Here is a 19,674-nt window from a genome sequence, read left to right on the forward strand (position 1 = left end):
GAAAGTGCTCAGAATGATAATGGTTTAGTCTCATTGTCTTAAACGATAATGATGCGAAAAGAGAAACATCCGGACGCGGGATGGAGCAGTTTGGTAGCTCGTCGGGCTCATAACCCGAAGGTCGTCGGTTCAAATCCGGCTCCCGCAACCACATTACAGTTAAGCGCTATCTGTTGCCCAAGGCAGTAAGAGTAGCGATTAACTAATGCGATACTAGCTCAGTTGGTAGAGCGCAACCTTGCCAAGGTTGAGGTCATCGGTTCGAACCCGATGTATCGCTCCACTTTTATTCGAACAAGAAGTAATATTCTTAGAAGCTGTCTCTTTGAGAAAGTGCTCAGAATGAAAATGGTTTAGTCTCATTGTTTTAAACGATAATGATGCGAAAAGAGAAACATCCGGACGCGGGATGGAGCAGTTTGGTAGCTCGTCGGGCTCATAACCCGAAGGTCGTCGGTTCAAATCCGGCTCCCGCAACCACATTACAGTTAGGCGCTATCTGTTGACCAAGGCAGTAAGAGCAGCGATTAACTAATGCGATACTAGCTCAGTTGGTAGAGCGCAACCTTGCCAAGGTTGAGGTCATCGGTTCGAACCCGATGTATCGCTCCAAATTCTCTCTCACGCTTTATGCTGAAGATGAAAATGGTTTAGTCTCATTGTCTTAAACGGTAATGATGCGAAAAGAGAAACATTCGGACGCGGGATGGAGCAGTTTGGTAGCTCGTCGGGCTCATAACCCGAAGGTCGTCGGTTCAAATCCGGCTCCCGCAACCACATTACAGTTAAGCGCTATCTGTTGCCCAAGGCAGTAAGAGCAGCGATTAACTAATGCGATACTAGCTCAGTTGGTAGAGCGCAACCTTGCCAAGGTTGAGGTCATCGGTTCGAACCCGATGTATCGCTCCAGCTTTCTTCTAAAAAGCTATTAAGACTCTTTAAACCACCGTGTTTTTCTTTAGATCACAGAGTTTAAAGACGACCTTAAGGGTCACGCTCTTTCTTTAATGCTGCGAAGCATAATCCCCCCAAAAAGCAAATAATCCTCCATCTTGGTGGATATTTTTTTGTCTTAAATTTTTCTTAGCAACTGGAATGCTAGTAAACATCAGGTCTCTGAAGCAGATACTTGAGGTTTTTCATATCTATAAACAGACTTATCCACAAAATGTTAGGTGTGGATAACTTGGTTGATAAAGTTATTTCAGTCTTAATTCTTTATATATCCCTAAAAGATCTTTCTTGTTTTCAATATATTAGCTGAATCGTATCGATCGTAACTTATTGTTTTTTATCAAGTTGAATGCTTGTCTTGAATTTAACAAAAGATCGTTAACTTGTTGTTTTTTGATCTTAATCATTTATCGGTACTGTGTTTAACTTTGTGAGGGTGTCGGAAGTTTACGAGAAATCTGAATTTTTTCCACATTGTTAAAATTGAGAACAAGGTCAAACATTGTTCTAAAATTATGTGCAACGGGTTGTCTTAAATGTTGGACTACTGATGTGGTGTAACTAGACAACCCTTGATACTTAAAGGGCTAGGCATCTCTTGGAAGGCCTTTCTCAACAATACGTATCAATCTGTGCTTTTTCGTGGCGATTTTGCTGCTGCCTTCTTGCACGCTACTCGCGTTGGGTAACTGCTGTAGTTGTTTATTCAAAGCCCACTCAATATGCACATCCAACATATCGCTTTTCCCTTGATGAGATTCCAGTGTTTCAACAATGCGTTGTTGAAATGGTGCATTGCCCATCGCAACAAAGATATTGCGTAACCACTGGGTGTGGCCAATACGTCTGATTGCTGAGCCTTCCATCTTCTTTAGAAAGGTCGCTTCATCCCAACTTGAAAGCAAAACCAGATCGGCTTCTTGGAAATCTTCTCTGCGGTGAAAGTCTGTTTGCTCTGTGAGTTCAGCATGACGGTTCCATGGACAAACTAATTGGCAGTCGTCGCAACCGTAAATACGATTACCAATGGCGTCTCTAAATTCTTCCGGGATCACACCATCGTATTCAATGGTTAAGTACGAGATACATTTGCGCGCATCCACAACGCCATCAGCAATAATGGCGCCTGTGGGACAAGAGGTGATACATGCGGTACATTTGCCGCACTCATCGATACTTGGCGTATCTACTGGAAGCGGGATGTTAACTAAGAGCTCCCCTAAGAAGAACCAAGAGCCAGCGTCTTTATCAAGAATTAACGAGTGTTTACCTGTCCAACCCAACCCCGCTTTTTGAGCGAGCGGTCTTTCCAAAATAGGCGCTGAATCGACGAAAGGACGTGAGTCTAAACCTTCGACTTCCTTCTCGATTCTTTGTCCTAGCTTTTTCAATTGGTTACGGAACAATTTATGATAATCGCGGCCTAAAGAATAACGGCTGATATAACCTTGAGTGGCATCGCTTAGGTTAGAGGCAAACTGCGCTTCTGGTGGTAGGTAGTTCATTCGGGCGCTGATCACTCGAATGGTGCCAGGATGAAGCTCATTAGGGCGAGCTCGCATCATTCCATGTCGAGCCATCCAATCCATTTCGCCGTGATTACCAGCATCTAGCCATGCTTGAAGAGGAGCTTCGTGTTCACTTAAATCAACATCGCAGATGCCAACTTTTTGAAAGCCTAACTCTTTTCCCCAGATTTTAATTTTTTCAGCAAGATGGTCTAGATTCATGGCTTAATTCTTATTTTCTCTGTTTTACAATTAGAGATAAGGCTAATTAAAATTAGGTTCGGCAAAAATGGGGGCGGATCTTAACGGATCTTAGTGGTATTGACCAGAACAGACGCGTTTTAAGCAGTATTTTTCATAGAACTTACACTTGAGTGCTTGTCTCCCAAAAGCATCACGGTTTACTATTCTTGTTCTTTTGATTTTTATATAGTCAACGATCGATTTTTTAGAGAACGTATTCATGAGCACGAAACAATTTACTTTGAAAGATGAACAGGCAACGATTCAACTAGGAACGGAGCTGTCCAATCTTTGCTCACAGCAGACGACTATTTATCTGCATGGTGATCTTGGCGCAGGTAAAACGACTTTTAGTCGTGGCTTTGTAAAAGCACTTGGCCATCAAGGAAATGTAAAGAGCCCAACGTATACTCTAGTTGAACCTTATCAACTTGCCGATTGGCAGGTGTACCACTTTGACCTTTATCGCCTAGCCGATCCAGAAGAGTTAGAGTTCATGGGAATTCGTGACTACTTTACTCCGGATGCTATCTGTTTGGTTGAATGGCCTGAGAAAGGCTATGGGATGCTACCAGAAGCGGATTTGGACATTGATATTCGTTACCAAGACGATCACCGTATTGTTTCTTTAACCGCTAATAGTGAATACGGACAGCGCTTACTTAGTCAGTTGGAGTTATGTTGATTTCTAAACGCCTTTTTTCAACAGTGGCCATGATGGCTGCTGTTTTTTCTATACTGTTTTCTTCACTTGTTTCTGCAAACTCACTGAAAAGCTTAAGAGTTTGGCCTTCCCCAGAAGAAACTCGTGTGGTTATCGACTTAAAATCAGAAGCGGACTTTAGCTATTTCACTTTGAGTAGCCCAAGTCGTTTAGTGGTCGATTTAAAAAATACCAACCTTGCGACTAAGTTACCGGTCGTGGTGAAAGATAGCCCTGTTCTATCTAAGATTCGTAAGAGCTCACCGCCAGACAAAAGCACGTATCGCTTGGTTTTTGAGTTAAAGAAGTCGTCTAAAGCAGAGTTGTTCAAACTGAACCCGACTCCGGGTGGTCAGTATGGGCACCGCTTGGTGATCGACTTACCTCATGGCGCTGCAAGTAAAGCGACACCGACGCCGAGTAAGCCAACGGTAAGCAAAGACATTAATCAGGTTAAGCGTCAGAAAGACATTCTAATTGTGATTGACCCTGGCCACGGCGGGGAAGACCCTGGCTCAATCGGCCCATCCCGCAAGTATGAAAAAGACGCGACTCTGAGTATTTCTAAGAAGTTAGCAGCTCAACTGAATGCGGTTCCGGGGATCAAAACTCGTATGACTCGTAATGCTGACTACTTTGTGAACCTGAATCGACGTGTTGCGATTGCTCGTGAGAATGAAGCTCACCTAATGATCTCTATTCACGCAGATGCCTTTACGACGCCACAACCAAGAGGTGGTTCGGTGTTTGTGCTGAACACTCGACGTGCCAATACTGAGATTTCGCGCTGGATCGAGAACAAAGAGAAACAGTCAGAGCTGCTCGGTGGCAGTGGTGCTGCGTTCACTGGCAATATTGATGATAAGAACGTAAACCAAACCCTGCTTGATTTGCAGTTTAGTCACTCTCAAAAAGAGGGCTACAAACTGGCAACGGCAATTCTGTCTGAAATGGGTAAAGTCGCGAAGCTGCATAACAGTAAGCCGATTAACACCAGCTTAGCGGTATTACGCTCACCACAAATTCCATCAGTATTGGTCGAGACGGGCTTTATTTCAAACCCAACGGAAGAGAAGCTTCTTTTCCAACGTTCGCACCAAGATAAATTGGCACGAGCAGTGACTAAAGCCGTTGTTAAGTATTTGAAGGCTAACCCGCCAGAAGGGATTAGCCTGTCTAATGCGACCCCATCAACGGGTAGCGTGAGCCAGCATAAAGTGTCTCGTGGTGAGTCTTTATCGGTGATTGCGAGCAAATATGGCACCTCAACGCAGGCCTTGATGAAACTGAACAATCTGAAATCAAGTAGCCTAGCAATTGGTCAAGTGCTTAAGATTCCAGGCAGCGCTTCAAGTTCATCATCAAGCAGTGCTGTTAAAACTAAGACCATAACTCACACGGTTAAGTCTGGAGAGTACCTAGGTAAGATCGCCAGCCGCTATAAAGTCTCGGTGGCTGATATTAAACGTGAAAACCGCTTAAAATCAGAAACGGTGAGAGTGGGTCAGAAGTTACGTATTACGGTTGAAGTAAAAGACATACCTCTGCGTAAACACAAAGTCGCAAGAGGTGATTACCTAGGTAAGATAGCCTCTAAGTACGGTGTGAGTGTTGATGGTATCCGTAAAGCGAATAACCTACGTTCTGACAGCCTAGCGGTGGGGCAGGTGTTGATTATTCCACACAAATAAGCTTTTTAACGCAGACATGTTTTCATCAATGGCAGTATAAGGTAGCTATAAATATGACGATCAAAATACTGCCAGCTCGGTTAGCTAACCAAATTGCAGCGGGTGAGGTGGTAGAAAGACCCGCTTCTGTTGTGAAGGAGTTGGTTGAAAACAGTTTGGATTCAGGTGCGACACGTATCGATATTGATATCGAGAAAGGCGGCGCTAAGATGATCCGCGTTCGTGACAACGGCAAGGGCATCGTCAAAGATGAGCTTGCCTTGGCACTGAGCCGTCATGCGACCTCTAAGATCCATACCCTTGATGACCTTGAGGCGATCGTCAGCCTAGGTTTTCGTGGTGAGGCGCTAGCGAGTATTAGCTCGGTTGCGCGTTTAACCATGACTTCACGCCCTGCCACTCAAGATCAAGCTTGGGCAGCGCACAGTGAAGGTCGTGATATGCAGGTCAAACTGCAGCCTGCAGCGCATCCGATTGGTACCTCTGTTGAGGTGTTGGACTTATTCTTCAATACTCCTGCTCGTCGCAAGTTCTTACGTACTGAGAAAACCGAATTCACGCATATCGATGAGTTACTCAAGCGCATTGCATTGAGTCGCTTTGATGTGACGATCAACCTCCGCCATAACGGTAAAATGATTCGTCAGTACCGTGCTGCTAAAACACAAGTTCAAGCAGAAAAGCGCATCGCTGCGGTATGTGGTAATCCTTTTGTTCGTCATATGCTTAAGATCGAGCTAGAACATCAAGGCCTAAAACTTCATGGCTGGATCACCACGCCTGAAGGAGCAAGACAACAAAGCGATCTACAATACTGCTATGTGAATGGTCGTATGATGCGCGACAAGCTGATCAATCACGCGATTCGTCAGAGCTATGAAACCAGCCTTCGTCCAGATCAATTCGCAACGTATGTGCTATTCATTGAACTCGACCCGCATCAAGTGGATGTGAATGTTCACCCTGCTAAACATGAAGTGCGTTTTCATCAAGCGCGTCTTGTGCATGACTTTATTTACCAAGCATTGAGTGATGGTTTAGCCCAAAGCAAGCAAATCGATGCTGCGCCAATTAATCAGTCGGCTTTTCATCAATCAGAAGTGACACATCATCAACAAGATAGTTCGATGTCTGAGATGGGGGATGTTGCGGCTTTCTCTGAGCCAGAAAACACGCTACCTAGTAGCGCGGATCAAAGCCAAATTTCGGAAAGGCTGCGACACGCTATTGAACAAACGCCTGCCTATCCGAGAAAAGCCGAATCTGAACAGGTTTATGATAACCCTCAGCACAGTGTTAATGATGCTGGTCAGCGCTACAGCCCACCAGAAAACCGAGGTTTATCGTCTAGCCGGGGCTCTTCAAGCAACTTAGATTCGTCAACTAACATGAGTTCAGCTAGCACTGGCTCGTCGGCTCATGAAACCAGCTTTACCGGCTCTCCTCGTCAAGAGTGGACTGAGTCTCGACCTGCTCCGAGAAAAGAAAAAGAACCCAACCAACATCATGCTGCCCCCGTGCCTTCAAAGCGTGAAGTCAAAGCCTACAAAGAGCTTCTGAAAACGCCAGATTTTGATGAACAAGTTGTAGCTCCATCATCGCCTCAAGAGCATGTAGCACCAGTAGAAACCAGAGACAACATAGAAAATATAGAAGCTAAGTCTGTTCAACAGAATCCTGTTCACTTAAAGCCAAGAGCACCTGTGACGGACTTAGGCAAAGCAGTTTCGGTAGTGGAACGCCAATATTTGGTAATGGGAAACAAAAACGGCAGCGTACTGGTGTCTCTAGCCAAAGCTGAATTGCTACGTGTGATTGGCCAACTTGATACCCGAGAAGGGGCGTTAAAAAGCCAGCCGCTGTTGGTGCCTTTATCAATCAAATTAGGCGCTGATTTAGTGGGTGTCGCTAAGGCGCTAAGCCAAATGCTGTCCGTGCTTGGTATCGAGCTTAAAGCTAGGAATAACGAAGCGATCATGGTGATGGGCGTGCCTTCCCCTTTAAGGCAGCAAAACTTACAAATTTTGATCCCAGATCTGTTATCTTACGCGGCTTCATTCAACGCTCAGATAGTTGATAGTCACTCGGCTAATACTTCCAGCGACCTGTTGCCATCATTGGTCAACTGGATCGGGATTCAAACGGCACAAGTAAAAAGCGACTACACTTTATCTGAAGCGGTTCAACTAGTTGGGGAACTTGAACAACTTTGGCATGGTCTACTTCCATTAGATGATCCAGAGTTTGTTAATCCTATCGACTTTTCAGCGACTATAGCCGCGTTTACGGTTTAACTTTTTCGCGACGAAATTTGTCTTTTTAGCTGAAGACGTCGCGACACAAAGCCCTTTGCTAAAAAGAGCTAAAACAGAGAAGCAAAAACAAAATATCATGACTGAAAAATTACCTTTAGCGTTGTTTTTAATGGGCCCAACGGCGTCAGGAAAAACAGATTTAGCTATCCGCTTACGTCAGAAATACCCTGTAGAGATCATCAGCGTCGATTCGGCACTTATTTACAAAGACATGGATATTGGTACCGCTAAACCGGATGCGGAAGAGCTTGCGCTCGCGCCTCATCGCTTGATTGATATTTTGGATCCAAGCGAAGCGTATTCTGCGGCAGATTTTCGTCGTGATGCGATCAGTGAAATGAACAAGATTGTAGCGGAAGGCAAAATCCCGTTACTTGTTGGTGGCACAATGCTGTATTACAAAGCATTGTTAGAAGGTTTGTCGCCATTACCCGCGGCGGATCAAGAGATTCGTAAGCAGATTGAAGCGGAATCTATCGAACAAGGTTGGCAGGCATTGCACGATCAATTAAGAGAGATAGATCCCGTATCCGCTGAAAGAATACACCCAAATGATCCACAAAGGCTTTCAAGGGCATTGGAAGTTTACCGAATTTCGGGTAAAACATTAACAGAGCTAACTCAAACGAAAGGCGATAGCCTGCCATTTCGTGTAAAACAATTTGCAATAGCTCCCAAGGAAAGGACTGAACTCCATCGCCGTATTGAACTGCGTTTCGAGAAGATGATAGAAGCGGGATTTGAAGATGAAATGAAGGCGTTGTACGCCAGAAAAGATCTTCACCCTGAACTGCCATCGATCCGATGCGTTGGTTATAGGCAGATGTGGGATTATTTAGACGGTAATTGTGATTTAGACGAAGCGGTTTTCCGTGGTGTCTGTGCAACCCGTCAGTTGGCCAAGCGACAAATCACCTGGTTGCGCAGTTGGGATGATTTAACTTGGTTAGATAGCGAAAACATTGATCAAGCGTTAGAAACTCTTTCAGATGCAATAGCATCTGATTAGTATTGCTGTGTATAATGTGATCGCTTTTGCGTGAATATACTCTGGAAAGGATCCGTTATTGAGGCTTTTAAAAAATCACAGCCTTTCAATAACAACGGAGTTTTTTTATTCATTTAGCTCAGATGCAAGGCCGCACCTTTTTGTGCACCACTAGCTAAATAATTACAACAAAATACAAATAAGGAAAATAAAATGGCTAAGGGGCAATCGCTACAAGACCCATTCCTAAATGCACTCCGTCGTGAGCGTATTCCAGTCTCTATCTATCTTGTTAACGGCATTAAGCTGCAAGGTCAGATCGAGTCTTTCGATCAATTCGTGATCTTATTGAAGAACACAGTAAACCAAATGGTTTACAAGCATGCGATTTCTACTGTGGTACCTGCTCGTGCAGTTAGTCACCACAGCGGCGAGCAACGCACGCCATCTGATCGTCCAGAGAAGACTGAAGATTAATCGTTCAATTGATACAGCTTGCGCTGTAATAAGGAGTTGGTTGCTTGTTTGACCGTTATGAATCCGGCGAGCGAGCCGTACTTGTTCATATCAACTTCACGCAAGAGGGAGAATGGGAAGACCTAAGCGAATGTGAAATGCTGGTCTCCTCAGCGGGGGTAGAAACGCTACAAGTGATTACTGGTAGCCGACAATCCCCACTCCCTAAATACTACGTTGGAGAAGGTAAAGCCCTAGAAATCGCACAAGCTGTTCAGCTGACCGGTGCTGAAATTGTGATTTTTAACCACTCCCTCTCTCCTGCCCAAGAGCGAAACCTCGAACAGTTGTGTAAATGTCGTGTGATTGATCGCACGGGTTTGATCTTAGATATTTTTGCACAGCGTGCGCGAACTCATGAAGGTAAGCTACAAGTTGAGCTCGCTCAGCTTCGTCATATCTCTACTCGATTGATTCGTGGTTGGACTCACCTTGAAAGGCAGAAAGGTGGTATTGGTCTTCGTGGTCCAGGTGAAACTCAACTGGAAACCGATCGACGTTTGTTGCGTGACCGTATAAAGGCAATACTGCGTCGTTTAGCGAAAGTGGCTAAGCAACGTGAACAAGGACGACGTGCTCGTAATCGAGCTGAAATCCCAACAATTTCTTTGGTTGGTTATACCAACGCAGGGAAATCAACACTTTTCAATCGCATCACAAGTGCTGGTGTTTATGCGGCAGACCAACTGTTTGCAACCCTAGACCCAACATTACGTAAGATTGATTTGGCAGATGTCGGGCCTGCAATTCTCGCAGATACCGTAGGTTTTATCCGTCATCTACCACACGACTTAGTCGCTGCGTTTAAGGCAACATTACAAGAGACGCAGGAAGCTGACATTTTGTTACATGTTGTTGATGCCAGTGATGACCGTTTTCGTGAGAACATTCAGGCTGTTCATGAAGTATTAGAAGAAATTGATGCTCATGAAGTGCCAACCCTTGTAGTCATGAATAAGATTGACTGCATGGAAGACCAAAAACCTCGAATTGAAAGGGACGAAGAGGGCGCACCTCGCGCTGTTTGGGTTTCTGCAATGGAAGGAGAAGGTATTGAACTGCTGTTTGAAGCTTTAACCGAGCGTTTAGCGAGTCAGATGGTTCAATTCCGGTTGTGTATTCCACATCAACATCAGGGCCGTATTCGTAGCTTATTCTTTGAGATGAAATGTATTCAACAGGAAGAGTATGATGACAATGGTAACTTGTTGATAGATATTAGAATGCAACAAATAGATTGGTCTAAACTCGAAAAAAGAGAAGGGGCGCTCTTAGGTGACTTTATCGTTACCAAAGAGACTGCTACAGTATAACGTCATATCAATGATGGAGTTTTCTAATGGCGTGGAATGAGCCTGGAAATAACAACAACGGCGATAATAACGGCCGCGATAACGACCCTTGGGGTAAGAACAATAATCGCGGCGGCCGAGATCAAGGACCGCCAGATCTAGACGAAGTGTTTAGTAAACTAAGTCAAAAGTTAGGTGGCAAGTTTGGTAAAAAGGGTGGTAGCGGTAACGGACCATCTATTGGTGGTGGCGGTGCAATTGGCTTTGGTGTCATTGCCGTTATTGCGATTGCTATCTGGTTCTTCGCTGGTTTCTACACCGTTGGCGAAGCAGAAAGAGCAGTAGTACTTCGATTGGGTCAGTTTGACCGTATTGAAGAGCCTGGTCTTAACTGGCACCCACGCTTCATTGATGAAATCAAAGATGAACAACTGGTAAACGTTCAAGCGATTCGTTCTCTACGTGCTGCTGGCACGATGCTAACGAAAGATGAAAACGTTGTGACCGTTGAAATGGGTGTTCAATACCGTGTTTCTGACCCATACAAGTACTTGTATCGTGTAACGAATGCTGACGACAGTTTACGCCAAGCAACCGATTCTGCGCTTCGTGCGGTAATTGGTGACTCACTAATGGATAGTATCCTAACAAGTGGTCGTCAACAGATTCGTCAAAGCACTCAAGAAACGTTGAACCGTATTATTGATAGCTACGACATGGGTATTCTGATTGTTGACGTGAACTTCCAGTCAGCACGTCCACCTGAGCAAGTGAAAGATGCATTTGATGATGCTATCGCGGCTCGTGAGGATGAAGAGCGTTTCGAGCGTGAAGCTGAAGCTTACCGAAATGACATTCTTCCAAAAGCAACAGGTCGTGCTGAGCGTTTGAAGAAAGAAGCGGTGGGTTACTCAGAGCGCACAGTTAATGGTGCTCTAGGTCAAGTGGCTCAGTTCGAGAAACTGCTACCTGAATACCAAGCTGCTCCTGAAGTAACACGTAACCGTATGTACCTTGATACAATGGAAAAAGTGTACTCAAGCACATCGAAAGTCCTGATCGATTCTGAATCAAGCGGTAACTTGCTATACCTACCAATTGATAAGCTAGGCGCACAAGGTGGTTCTCAGTCGGGCACTCGCCCTGCAAAAGCATCATCAACTTACGATCAAATTGAGTTAGAAACTCAAGCGGATCCAAAGCCTAGCACTCAAACTCGTTCAGACAGTTCACGCCAAGGGAGATACTAATAATGCGTAAATTAATGATCCCTGTATTAGTTGTGACGATTGCCCTTCTGTTGATGTCACTGTTTGTGATTCAAGAAGGTGAGCGTGGCATGGTAATTCGTTTTGGTCGAGTTCTCGATGACAACGGCGTATCACGAATCTATGAACCAGGCCTGCACTTTAAACTGCCAATGTTTGATCGCGTAAAAGTACTTGATGCTCGTATTCAAACGATGGATGGTCGCTCTGACCGTTTCGTAACATCAGAGAAAAAAGACGTTCTAATTGATACCTACGCAAAATGGCGTATTGCTGATTTTGGACGTTTTTATCTGAGTACTGGCGGCGGCAATATCATGACGGCAGAAGCACTTCTTGAGCGTAAAGTGACAGATGTTCTTCGTTCTGAAATTGGTGCTCGTGAAATTAAGCAGATCGTATCAGGCCCTCGTAATAAGGACATCCTGCCAGACTCTGCTGATAGCGAAGTCGTCACAACGGTAGCGGCTGCAGAAGCTCTAGAAGTTGATGGCGAACGCGACAAGATCATGGAAAACGTTTTGTCTGGAACGGCAGAAAGTGCGATGGCTGATTTAGGTGTTGAAGTTGTTGATTTCCGAATGAAGAAGATTAACCTTCCTGACGAAATCAGTGAATCTATCTACCGACGTATGCGTGCAGAACGTGAGTCGGTTGCTCGTAGACACCGTTCTCAAGGTCGTGAGAAAGCAGAAGTTATTCGTGCTCAAGCTGAGCTAGAAGTGGCAACAGTTCTTGCTGAAGCTGACCGTACAGCTCGAATCACTCGTGGTGATGCAGATGCAGAAGCAGCTAAGATCTACTCTGATGCGTTCAGCAAAGATCCTGAGTTCTATGGCTTCATGCGTTCATTGCAAGCTTATGAGACATCATTTAGCGATAAGAGCGACATTCTTGTACTGGATCCGAAGACTGACTTCTTCCAATACATGAATCAAGCAAGCGGCGCGCCAGCAAAATAAGCTGATGCGTTAGCGAATGCTTAGCTCAATAAGCAAAATACGTTAAAACTTAAAAGGCTCCCATTGCGGGAGCCTTTTTGTTTTCTATGACTTATTTCAGGACGAGACATGCTTGCAGACTCACTATTGGGGCGCGAAAGAAGGCGCTTAACAGAGTGGTACTTATAAACAGATTAGTACTTATAGAAACTAACGGTAGGTCATGAAAGCGATAACGGCGCCAGCGACCACAAGACAGCCGCCAATGCGGCGCAGTTGCGTGTCTGGTTGTTCGCTCAGTTGCGCAACCATGTTTCTCCAGCCATTGGGTGCAATCAAGGGGCCAAGCCCTTCAACAATAAGTACGAGCCCAATAGCGAGCCAAATTGATTGAGACATGCTTCTGCCTTTTGTCTTTAAAAAGGTAATGATATCAGTATCTTTACACATTCGCCTTCAGTTGTTGGTGGTTTATTTTTGTACAGCATTAACGTTTATGAACAAAAAGTGACTGCAAGAAGTGTGATTCAGTGCTAGAATCCATTTTTAATTAGCAACAGAAATTGGAAAGATGGGAAATAACGTAGTCGTTCTAGGCACCCAATGGGGTGATGAAGGTAAAGGTAAAATCGTTGACCTTTTAACTGAAGATGCAAAATACGTGGTTCGCTACCAAGGCGGTCACAATGCAGGTCACACACTTGTAATTGACGGTGAAAAAACCGTTCTTCACTTAATTCCATCAGGTATCCTACGCAATAACGTTAAATGTGTTATTGGTAACGGTGTAGTATTATCGCCTGACGCACTTCTAAAAGAAATGAAGCCTCTTGAAGATCGCGGTATTCCAGTACGTGAACGTCTTTTCATCTCTGAAGCTTGTCCTCTAATTCTTCCGTACCACATTGCTATCGACAACGCGCGTGAAATCGCTCGTGGCGCTAAAGCTATCGGTACAACGGGTCGTGGTATCGGTCCTGCTTACGAAGATAAAGTTGCTCGTCGCGGTCTACGCGTTGGCGACCTTTTCGATAAAGAAGCATTCGCTGAGAAGCTAAAAGAAGTTATGGAATTCCACAACTTCCAACTAGAGCACTTCTACAAAGCTGAAACAGTAAGCTACGAAGAAGTTCTTGAGCAAGCGATGAGCTACGCAGACATGTTAACTGCGATGGTTATCGACGTAACTGACGAACTAGACGCAGCACGTAAGCGCGGCGACAAGATCATGTTCGAAGGTGCTCAAGGTACGCTACTAGATATCGACCACGGTACTTACCCATACGTAACGTCTTCTAACACGACTGCTGGTGGTGTTGCTGCAGGTTCTGGTTTTGGTCCTCGTCACATCGGTTACATCCTTGGTATTACTAAGGCTTACTGTACTCGTGTTGGTTCAGGTCCATTCCCAACTGAGCTATACGATGGCCTTGATAAGCAAGACCCAGTTGGTAAGCACCTAGGCGATGTTGGTCACGAGTTTGGCGCAACGACTGGTCGTCTACGTCGTACTGGTTGGTTCGATGCTGTCGCTATGCGTCGAGCAATCCAAATCAACTCTCTATCTGGTATGTGTCTAACTAAACTAGACGTTCTAGATGGCCTAGAAGAACTAAAAATCTGTACTGGTTACAAGATGAAAGATGGTTCTATCCTAGAAGTTTCTCCAATGGCTGCTGAGTCATTCGAAGAAGCGACGCCAATCTACGAAACAATGCCTGGTTGGTCTGAAAACACATTTGGTGCTAAATCTATCGACGCGCTTCCACAAGCTGCTCTAGATTACATCAAGCGTATCGAAGACCTAACTGGTGTTCCAATTGATATCGTATCAACTGGCCCAGATCGTAACGAAACTATCATCAAGGTTCATCCATACGGCGCGTAATGCCTGTTGAGTGATTACCACAGCACGTAAAGTGCTTGATAATTAAATCGTTTCTAAAAGCCGACTTTCTTAAGTCGGCTTTTTAATACCTGCAATTTAGCCACTCACTCTTTGATGGTGATCTTTTAAGCATCATCAGGCAAAATATTGCCCATTAGCGGCAAGTTTTGTCTAAAGCCATCAAGGTTGTTGCCGATACAGATATCATGGAAAGTGAAGTTCACCCTATTTTTTGCGTCTGCCTCGGTAGGCAATAAGAAATAGATAACTTTAGCGACAGATAATTGAGTGCAGGTATGAAGCTACGAATTGTGGCAGCTTCATTAATAATGGCGCTGAACTCACCCTTGAGTCATGCAAATTTGGCTGATGTGGGAGAGCCCGTTCCAATATATACAGAAGCTGAACTGATTAAATTAATCGAAAATAATCGACATCTAGAGCGTGTGAAAGCGGATAAGTGCCAGCTAGTAGAAGATATCGTTGCTCGTGCAACGCGTATTAGCTTGCCTTCTTATGAGTTTTTATACGGTGATATGCTGGCGTGGGGTGTGTGTGTTCCACAAGATGTAGAGCTTGGTCTTTACTATATGGAAAACGCAGCGCATCAAGGTTTACCCGCAGCACTAGAGCAACTGGGTCGTTATTATTCTCGTGGAACCTTGGTTCAACAAGACAAAGAGCGTGCAATTCCGTACCTACGCGAAGCGGCTTCTATGGGTAACTTAAGTGCGAGCATCCACTTAGCAGAACTCTTGTTACGTGACTACGGCAGTCCGTTAGATTATGAAGATGCTTACCGTTGGTTGTATAACTCGGTAACCGCAGACCAAAGACAACACAGGCGTATCACTGTGCTTCGCAGCGGTCTGGAGCAGAGAATGCCAGACAATATTATTGCTCGAGCAAAACGCCGAGATGTGTTCTGGTAATTACGAATATAAATTAAGGTGATGGCTAACGACTGCACTCGTTAATCATCTATCTTGATCTAGAAAGATATCGATATAAAAAGGCCTCGTAGGTAAATACCTATGAGGCCTTTTTTGATCTGAACTGCTTTTTTGTTTAACCGCTTTTTAGATTTAACAGCAGTCTTGATTTACCCGCTTTTTAGAGTTAACAAAAAGCGCAGTAATTTAGTCTTAGCCGTTATTGAACAATTTCACCAGATTCAATCACCGTTTTACGAACGACCTTGGTGAAATCGAGTGCTTCCTGGCGGATCTCATCTTCGTCTACCGTTAGCATGTCGCGATCTTGCATGATGATCTTGCCATCAACGATGGAGTGGCGAACGTTACCCGAGTTAGCTGAGTACACTAAAGCTGAGTATGGGTTGTATACCGGAATCATGTTTGGCGCTTTTGTGTCGATCACTATGATGTCGGCAAGCTTGCCTGCTTCAAGAGAGCCGATCTTATCTTCCATATGTAGTGCTTTTGCTGCGCCCATTGTCGCCATGTCGATCACTTTGATCGGCGGCATTGCCGCACGATCTTTGTTTACTAGTTTGTGAACTTTAGCGACTTGGTTGAATTCATCAATGGTGCTCAGTGTGTTACCAGACATTGGGCCATCGGTACCTAGACCAATACGAACGTTTTCGTCGTACATCTTAAGGGCAGGGGATACGCCTTTCGCTGATTTGATATTGGCACTCATGTTGTGAGCGACACCCATACCTGATTTTTTCACCAGTTCGATATCATGGTCATCCACTAGGATCATGTGTGCACCAACCAGATTTTTGTTCAATGCGCCAATGCTGTCCATGTATTGAACCGGGGATAACCCATCAGAACGCTCTGCGATTTTCTCTTCTTCACGGTGTGATTCTGCAAGGTGAATCATTACTGGTACATCTAACTCTAAAGAGAGTTTGGAAATTTTCTGCAGGATCTCAGTCGTATTTGTGTAAGGCGCATGTGGGGCAAATGCTGGCGTGATTCGCGGGTGATCTTTGTATTCTTCAATGAAGTTCAACGCGTACTTAATGCCCTCTTCGGCGTTGGCTGCGTCAGCGACTGGAAACTTAATCACGGTTTCACCAAGAATGGCACGCATACCGATCTTATCGACGGTTTTCGCTACTTCATCTTCAAAGTAGTACATGTCGGCATAAGTGGTTACACCGCCTTTTACCATCTCGACGTTACCTAGGTTGGCACCAATACGTACCATGTCTCGTGACACCAACTTCTTCTCTAGAGGGAAGATATAACGGTGAAGGCGATCTGGCACATCATCGGCTAATGAGCGAAACACGGTCATTGATACGTGAGTATGAGTATTGATGAGACCTGGCATGACGATATCGCCATCAACGTCTAAAACTTGCTTCGCTTGGTACTGCTTCTCTAGTGAAGCATCACCTACCGCAATGATTTTGTTGTCTTTCACGACAACCGTTCCGCTCTCATAAACCGTTTTATCTTGGTTCATGGTGAGAACCATCGCATCGGTAATCATCAGGTCGGCTTTTTCCATTGCTGAACTTGCAAAGGGAAATAGAGCTAGGCTTGCCATTGCTGAAGCCAATAAGGTGCGTTTTAGTTTCATATCAATACTCAGAACAGGAGTTGGTAAAGTGCGTGGATAATAGTGTATTTCATTCATGGCGCAAACGTTTGTTTTATCGTTTGCGTGAAATTTTGATGATAGTCCGCGGCTATGAAGTGATGTTTCATTAGATGAAAATAGTTATCAATCTGAGGTTATTTGAGGGTTTTCCAAAGCATATCTGTAGGTTACCCCTAGCATCAGATATACTAGGGGTATATACCTTCCTTGCTTAAGCAGGCCCGCCTATGTCAAAAAACACACCAACGTCAGAAAACACGACAGCGACAACCACTGTTGATCCTTTTGCCGACCGAGAGTCGAAAAATTACGAAAACCCAGTACCAAGCCGAGAGTTCATTATTTCGTTTCTAACAGAAGCGAATATTCCAATGAACCGTAACGATCTATTCGAAGCTTTGGGTCTGGCTGGAGAGGAACAATACGAAGGGCTGCGTCGTCGTTTACGTGCAATGGAGCGTGATGGACAGCTTATCTTTACTCGTCGTCAGTGCTACGCATTGCCTGAGAAGATGGAACTGATCAAAGGCTATGTGATTGGTCATAAAGACGGTCATGGTTGGGTTCGTCCAGACGGTAGTGTGGGTAAAGACAATGATATCGTGCTGCCGCATCACCAGATGAAAACCATCATGCACGGTGATTACGTATTGGTTCAACCTACTGATAACAGTAAACGTGGTCGTCGTGAAGGTCGTTTGGTTCGTGTTCTTGAAGAGCGCACAACTCCACTTGTTGGTCGTTTTTTCTTAGAATATGGCCATTCTTACGTGGTTGCTGATGATTCACGTATTAGTCACGACATCCAGATCCCTACTGAGCATAAAGGCGGTGCTCGAATGGGTAATGTGGTTGTGATTGAAATTACGGATCGCGGTGGTCGTTCTCGTAACATGATGGGTAAAGTGACCGAAGTTCTTGGTGAGAACATGGCACCGGGTATGGAAACGCAGATTGCGATCCGTACTCACCAGATCCCACAAGAGTGGCCTGAAGCGGTAGATAAGCAAATCGAAAACCTCGGTGAGCATGTTCCTGAAGAAGCAAAAGAAGGACGTGTTGATCTACGCAAACTACCATTGGTTACGATTGATGGTGAAGATGCGCGTGATTTCGATGATGCGGTTTATTGTGAAGCGAAGAAAGGCGGTGGCTGGCGTCTATGGGTAGCGATTGCCGACGTAAGTTACTACGTTCGCCCAGATACAGCGCTAGACAAAGAAGCGATTAACCGTGGTAACTCGGTATACTTCCCGTCACAAGTAGTACCAATGCTGCCAGAAGTGCTTTCAAATGGTTTGTGTTCATTGAACCCTCAAGTCGACCGTTTGTGTATGGTGTGTGAGATGACCATCTCAGACAAAGGTAAACTGTCGGGTTACAAGCACTACGAAGCGGTAATGAATTCTCATGCTCGTCTTACTTATAACAAAGTAGGTGCGATCTTAGATGGCAATGAAGAATTACGTGAGCGTTACGAACCAGAAGTGCCACATCTTGAAGAGCTTCATAAGATGTACAAGGTGCTTAAGAAAACGCGTGACGAGCGTGGTGCGATTGAATTTGAAACGGTCGAAACTAAGTTTATCTTTAATGCGGATCGTAAGATTGACCGTATTGAGCCGGTAATTCGTAACGATGCACACAAGATCATCGAAGAATGTATGATTCTTGCGAATATCGCCTCGGCATCTTACGTAGAAAAAGCCAAAGAGCCTGCGTTGTACCGTGTTCACGATACTCCAGGTGAAGAGCGCTTAATGGGCTTCAAGAGCTTCTTGAGTGAATTAGGTTTAACGCTGGAAGGTGGTTTGTCTCCATCTCCGGTCGATTATGCACAACTGATGCAACAGATTAACGAACGTGAAGATCGTGAGTTAATCCAAACAATGCTGCTGCGCTCAATGAAGCAAGCGGTATACAACGCGGATAATGCGGGTCACTTTGGTTTAGCTCTTAAACGCTATGCTCACTTTACCTCGCCAATTCGTCGTTACCCAGATTTGCTATTGCACCGTGCGATTAAGTACCTTATTGCGAAAGAAGAAGGTCGTAACAGCGAACGTTGGACGCCAACCGGTGGTTACCACTACACTTTCGATGATATGGACTTCTACGGCGAACAGTGTTCAATGACTGAGCGTCGTGCTGATGACGCAACACGTGAAGTAAACGACTGGTTGAAGTGTGAATACATGCAAGACCATGTCGGCGAAGTGATGGATGGCGTAATTGCCAACGTGACTGGCTTTGGTTTCTTTGTACGTCTAACTGAGCTGCACATTGATGGCTTGGTGCATATCTCAGCGTTAGCGAACGATTACTACCAGTTTGATGCTGTTGGTCAGCGTCTGGTGGGTGAAAGCTCTGGTAATATCTACCGCTTGGGTGATTCGGTTAAAGTTAAGGTTTCGGCAGTTAACTTAGAAACTCGCCAAATCGACTTTGACTTAGAAGACACCGATCGTCAGCCGCGTGGTAAAGGTAAAACAGCCAAGAAGCGTGCAGCAGAAGCGATGAAAAAGGCGAAAAGCAAGAAGCGTTCAGCAGTGAAGAGCAATAAGCCGGGTGTATCAGCGAAGCCTATGGTTGAGCCAACTAAGCGACCAGATGGAAGCAGCGAAGGCCCAGCTAAGAAGAAAAAATCATCGAACAAAACCGGTGCTGCTAAAGCTCGCGCAAAGAAAAAGCGTGCTGCAAGCCGTAAGCCAAAGGCTGATAAGTCTTAAGCTATCGTCATTACAGTGACTAGTAGGGCTTAACGTCTAACGAATTTAAATGCGA

Annotated in this window: 14 protein-coding genes and 6 tRNA genes; 17 read left to right on the forward strand and 3 right to left on the reverse strand. The window is 44.9% G+C overall.

Annotated elements, in window-relative coordinates; translation table 11 throughout:
- Positions 1-74: 74 nt before the first annotated feature.
- The 6 genes from ITG09_01640 (at position 75) to ITG09_01665 (ending at position 909) form a co-directional block, all read left to right on the forward strand.
- Positions 75-151: transfer RNA gene (locus tag ITG09_01640), tRNA-Met, on the forward strand.
- A gap of 56 nt (positions 152-207) precedes the next feature.
- Positions 208-283 (forward strand) — tRNA-Gly (locus ITG09_01645).
- 120 nt (positions 284-403) lie between these two features.
- Positions 404-480, forward strand: a tRNA-Met gene (locus ITG09_01650).
- Between the two features lie 56 nt (positions 481-536).
- Positions 537-612 (forward strand) — tRNA-Gly (locus ITG09_01655).
- A gap of 88 nt (positions 613-700) precedes the next feature.
- Positions 701-777, forward strand: a tRNA-Met gene (locus tag ITG09_01660).
- 56 nt (positions 778-833) lie between these two features.
- A tRNA-Gly gene (locus tag ITG09_01665) sits at positions 834-909 on the forward strand.
- A 632-nt stretch (positions 910-1,541) separates the two neighbouring features.
- Here the strand turns inward: ITG09_01665 and queG are convergent.
- On the reverse strand, positions 1,542-2,684 hold the full coding sequence (gene queG, locus ITG09_01670) for a tRNA epoxyqueuosine(34) reductase QueG (GenBank protein ID UPR52393.1): 1,143 nt from the start codon (positions 2,682-2,684) through the stop codon (positions 1,542-1,544).
- Between the two features lie 241 nt (positions 2,685-2,925).
- Here queG and tsaE point away from each other — a divergent pair, with 241 nt between their 5' ends.
- From tsaE to hflC, 8 genes are all read left to right on the forward strand, one after another.
- Entirely contained in the window at positions 2,926-3,390 is a 465-nt protein-coding gene (gene tsaE, locus ITG09_01675; GenBank protein ID UPR52394.1) for a tRNA (adenosine(37)-N6)-threonylcarbamoyltransferase complex ATPase subunit type 1 TsaE, read from the forward strand.
- Positions 3,384-5,099, forward strand: coding sequence for an N-acetylmuramoyl-L-alanine amidase (locus tag ITG09_01680; GenBank protein UPR52395.1), 1,716 nt, complete (start codon positions 3,384-3,386; stop codon positions 5,097-5,099). The genes tsaE and ITG09_01680 overlap by 7 nt, the downstream gene beginning before the upstream one ends.
- Positions 5,100-5,152: 53 nt before the next feature.
- Positions 5,153-7,393, forward strand: a complete 2,241-nt coding sequence (mutL, locus tag ITG09_01685; GenBank protein UPR52396.1) for a DNA mismatch repair endonuclease MutL — start codon at positions 5,153-5,155, stop codon at positions 7,391-7,393.
- A gap of 97 nt (positions 7,394-7,490) precedes the next feature.
- Positions 7,491-8,423, forward strand: coding sequence for a tRNA (adenosine(37)-N6)-dimethylallyltransferase MiaA (miaA, locus tag ITG09_01690; GenBank protein UPR52397.1), 933 nt, complete (start codon positions 7,491-7,493; stop codon positions 8,421-8,423).
- Positions 8,424-8,615: 192 nt separating this feature from the next.
- The gene (hfq, locus tag ITG09_01695) at positions 8,616-8,879 is read left to right on the forward strand and encodes an RNA chaperone Hfq (GenBank protein ID UPR52398.1); all 264 of its coding nucleotides are present in this window, start codon (positions 8,616-8,618) and stop codon (positions 8,877-8,879) included.
- Positions 8,880-8,923: 44 nt separating this feature from the next.
- Positions 8,924-10,231 (forward strand): GTPase HflX, encoded by a 1,308-nt coding sequence (gene hflX / locus ITG09_01700; GenBank protein ID UPR52399.1) that lies wholly within the window; start codon positions 8,924-8,926, stop codon positions 10,229-10,231.
- 26 nt (positions 10,232-10,257) lie between these two features.
- Complete coding sequence (gene hflK / locus ITG09_01705; GenBank protein UPR52400.1) at positions 10,258-11,460, forward strand: FtsH protease activity modulator HflK; 1,203 nt, start codon at positions 10,258-10,260, stop codon at positions 11,458-11,460.
- Between the two features lie 2 nt (positions 11,461-11,462).
- Positions 11,463-12,440: a protease modulator HflC gene (hflC, locus tag ITG09_01710; GenBank protein UPR52401.1), complete on the forward strand. Its 978-nt coding sequence runs from the start codon at positions 11,463-11,465 to the stop codon at positions 12,438-12,440.
- A 189-nt stretch (positions 12,441-12,629) separates the two neighbouring features.
- On the opposite strand, the gene ITG09_01715 is transcribed toward hflC, so the two are convergent.
- Complete coding sequence (locus ITG09_01715; protein UPR52402.1) at positions 12,630-12,818, reverse strand: DUF2065 domain-containing protein; 189 nt, start codon at positions 12,816-12,818, stop codon at positions 12,630-12,632.
- 172 nt (positions 12,819-12,990) lie between these two features.
- Here ITG09_01715 and ITG09_01720 point away from each other — a divergent pair, with 172 nt between their 5' ends.
- Together ITG09_01720 and ITG09_01725 are read left to right on the forward strand one after the other, a co-directional pair.
- Positions 12,991-14,307 carry an adenylosuccinate synthase gene (locus ITG09_01720; protein ID UPR52403.1) on the forward strand — a complete coding sequence of 439 codons (1,317 nt, stop codon included), beginning with the start codon at positions 12,991-12,993 and terminating at the stop codon, positions 14,305-14,307.
- Positions 14,308-14,603: 296 nt separating this feature from the next.
- On the forward strand, positions 14,604-15,239 hold the full coding sequence (locus tag ITG09_01725; GenBank protein ID UPR52404.1) for a sel1 repeat family protein: 636 nt from the start codon (positions 14,604-14,606) through the stop codon (positions 15,237-15,239).
- A 220-nt stretch (positions 15,240-15,459) separates the two neighbouring features.
- On the opposite strand, the gene ITG09_01730 is transcribed toward ITG09_01725, so the two are convergent.
- A complete protein-coding gene (locus ITG09_01730; GenBank protein UPR52405.1) occupies positions 15,460-16,869 on the reverse strand; it encodes an amidohydrolase in 1,410 nt (469 codons plus the stop codon).
- 248 nt (positions 16,870-17,117) lie between these two features.
- Between ITG09_01730 and rnr the strand changes: the two genes are divergently transcribed.
- Complete coding sequence (gene rnr, locus ITG09_01735) at positions 17,118-19,619, forward strand: ribonuclease R (GenBank protein ID UPR52406.1); 2,502 nt, start codon at positions 17,118-17,120, stop codon at positions 19,617-19,619.
- Positions 19,620-19,674 lie beyond the last annotated feature (55 nt).

The sequence above is a fragment of the Vibrio cyclitrophicus genome (assembly GCA_023206055.1).
GTDB lineage: Bacteria > Pseudomonadota > Gammaproteobacteria > Enterobacterales > Vibrionaceae > Vibrio > Vibrio cyclitrophicus_A.

Bases quoted from the DNA above. Each gene is read 5' to 3' on its own strand.
- queG (UPR52393.1), bottom strand. From the start codon at position 2,684: ATGAATCTAGACCATCTTGCTGAAAAAATTAAAATCTGGGGAAAAGAG.
- tsaE (UPR52394.1), top strand. From the start codon at position 2,926: ATGAGCACGAAACAATTTACTTTGAAAGATGAACAGGCAACGATTCAA.
- ITG09_01680 (UPR52395.1), top strand. From the start codon at position 3,384: ATGTTGATTTCTAAACGCCTTTTTTCAACAGTGGCCATGATGGCTGCT.
- mutL (UPR52396.1), top strand. From the start codon at position 5,153: ATGACGATCAAAATACTGCCAGCTCGGTTAGCTAACCAAATTGCAGCG.
- miaA (UPR52397.1), top strand. From the start codon at position 7,491: ATGACTGAAAAATTACCTTTAGCGTTGTTTTTAATGGGCCCAACGGCG.
- hfq (UPR52398.1), top strand. From the start codon at position 8,616: ATGGCTAAGGGGCAATCGCTACAAGACCCATTCCTAAATGCACTCCGT.
- hflK (UPR52400.1), top strand. From the start codon at position 10,258: ATGGCGTGGAATGAGCCTGGAAATAACAACAACGGCGATAATAACGGC.
- hflC (UPR52401.1), top strand. From the start codon at position 11,463: ATGCGTAAATTAATGATCCCTGTATTAGTTGTGACGATTGCCCTTCTG.
- ITG09_01715 (UPR52402.1), bottom strand. From the start codon at position 12,818: ATGTCTCAATCAATTTGGCTCGCTATTGGGCTCGTACTTATTGTTGAA.
- ITG09_01720 (UPR52403.1), top strand. From the start codon at position 12,991: ATGGGAAATAACGTAGTCGTTCTAGGCACCCAATGGGGTGATGAAGGT.
- ITG09_01725 (UPR52404.1), top strand. From the start codon at position 14,604: ATGAAGCTACGAATTGTGGCAGCTTCATTAATAATGGCGCTGAACTCA.
- ITG09_01730 (UPR52405.1), bottom strand. From the start codon at position 16,869: ATGAAACTAAAACGCACCTTATTGGCTTCAGCAATGGCAAGCCTAGCT.
- rnr (UPR52406.1), top strand. From the start codon at position 17,118: ATGTCAAAAAACACACCAACGTCAGAAAACACGACAGCGACAACCACT.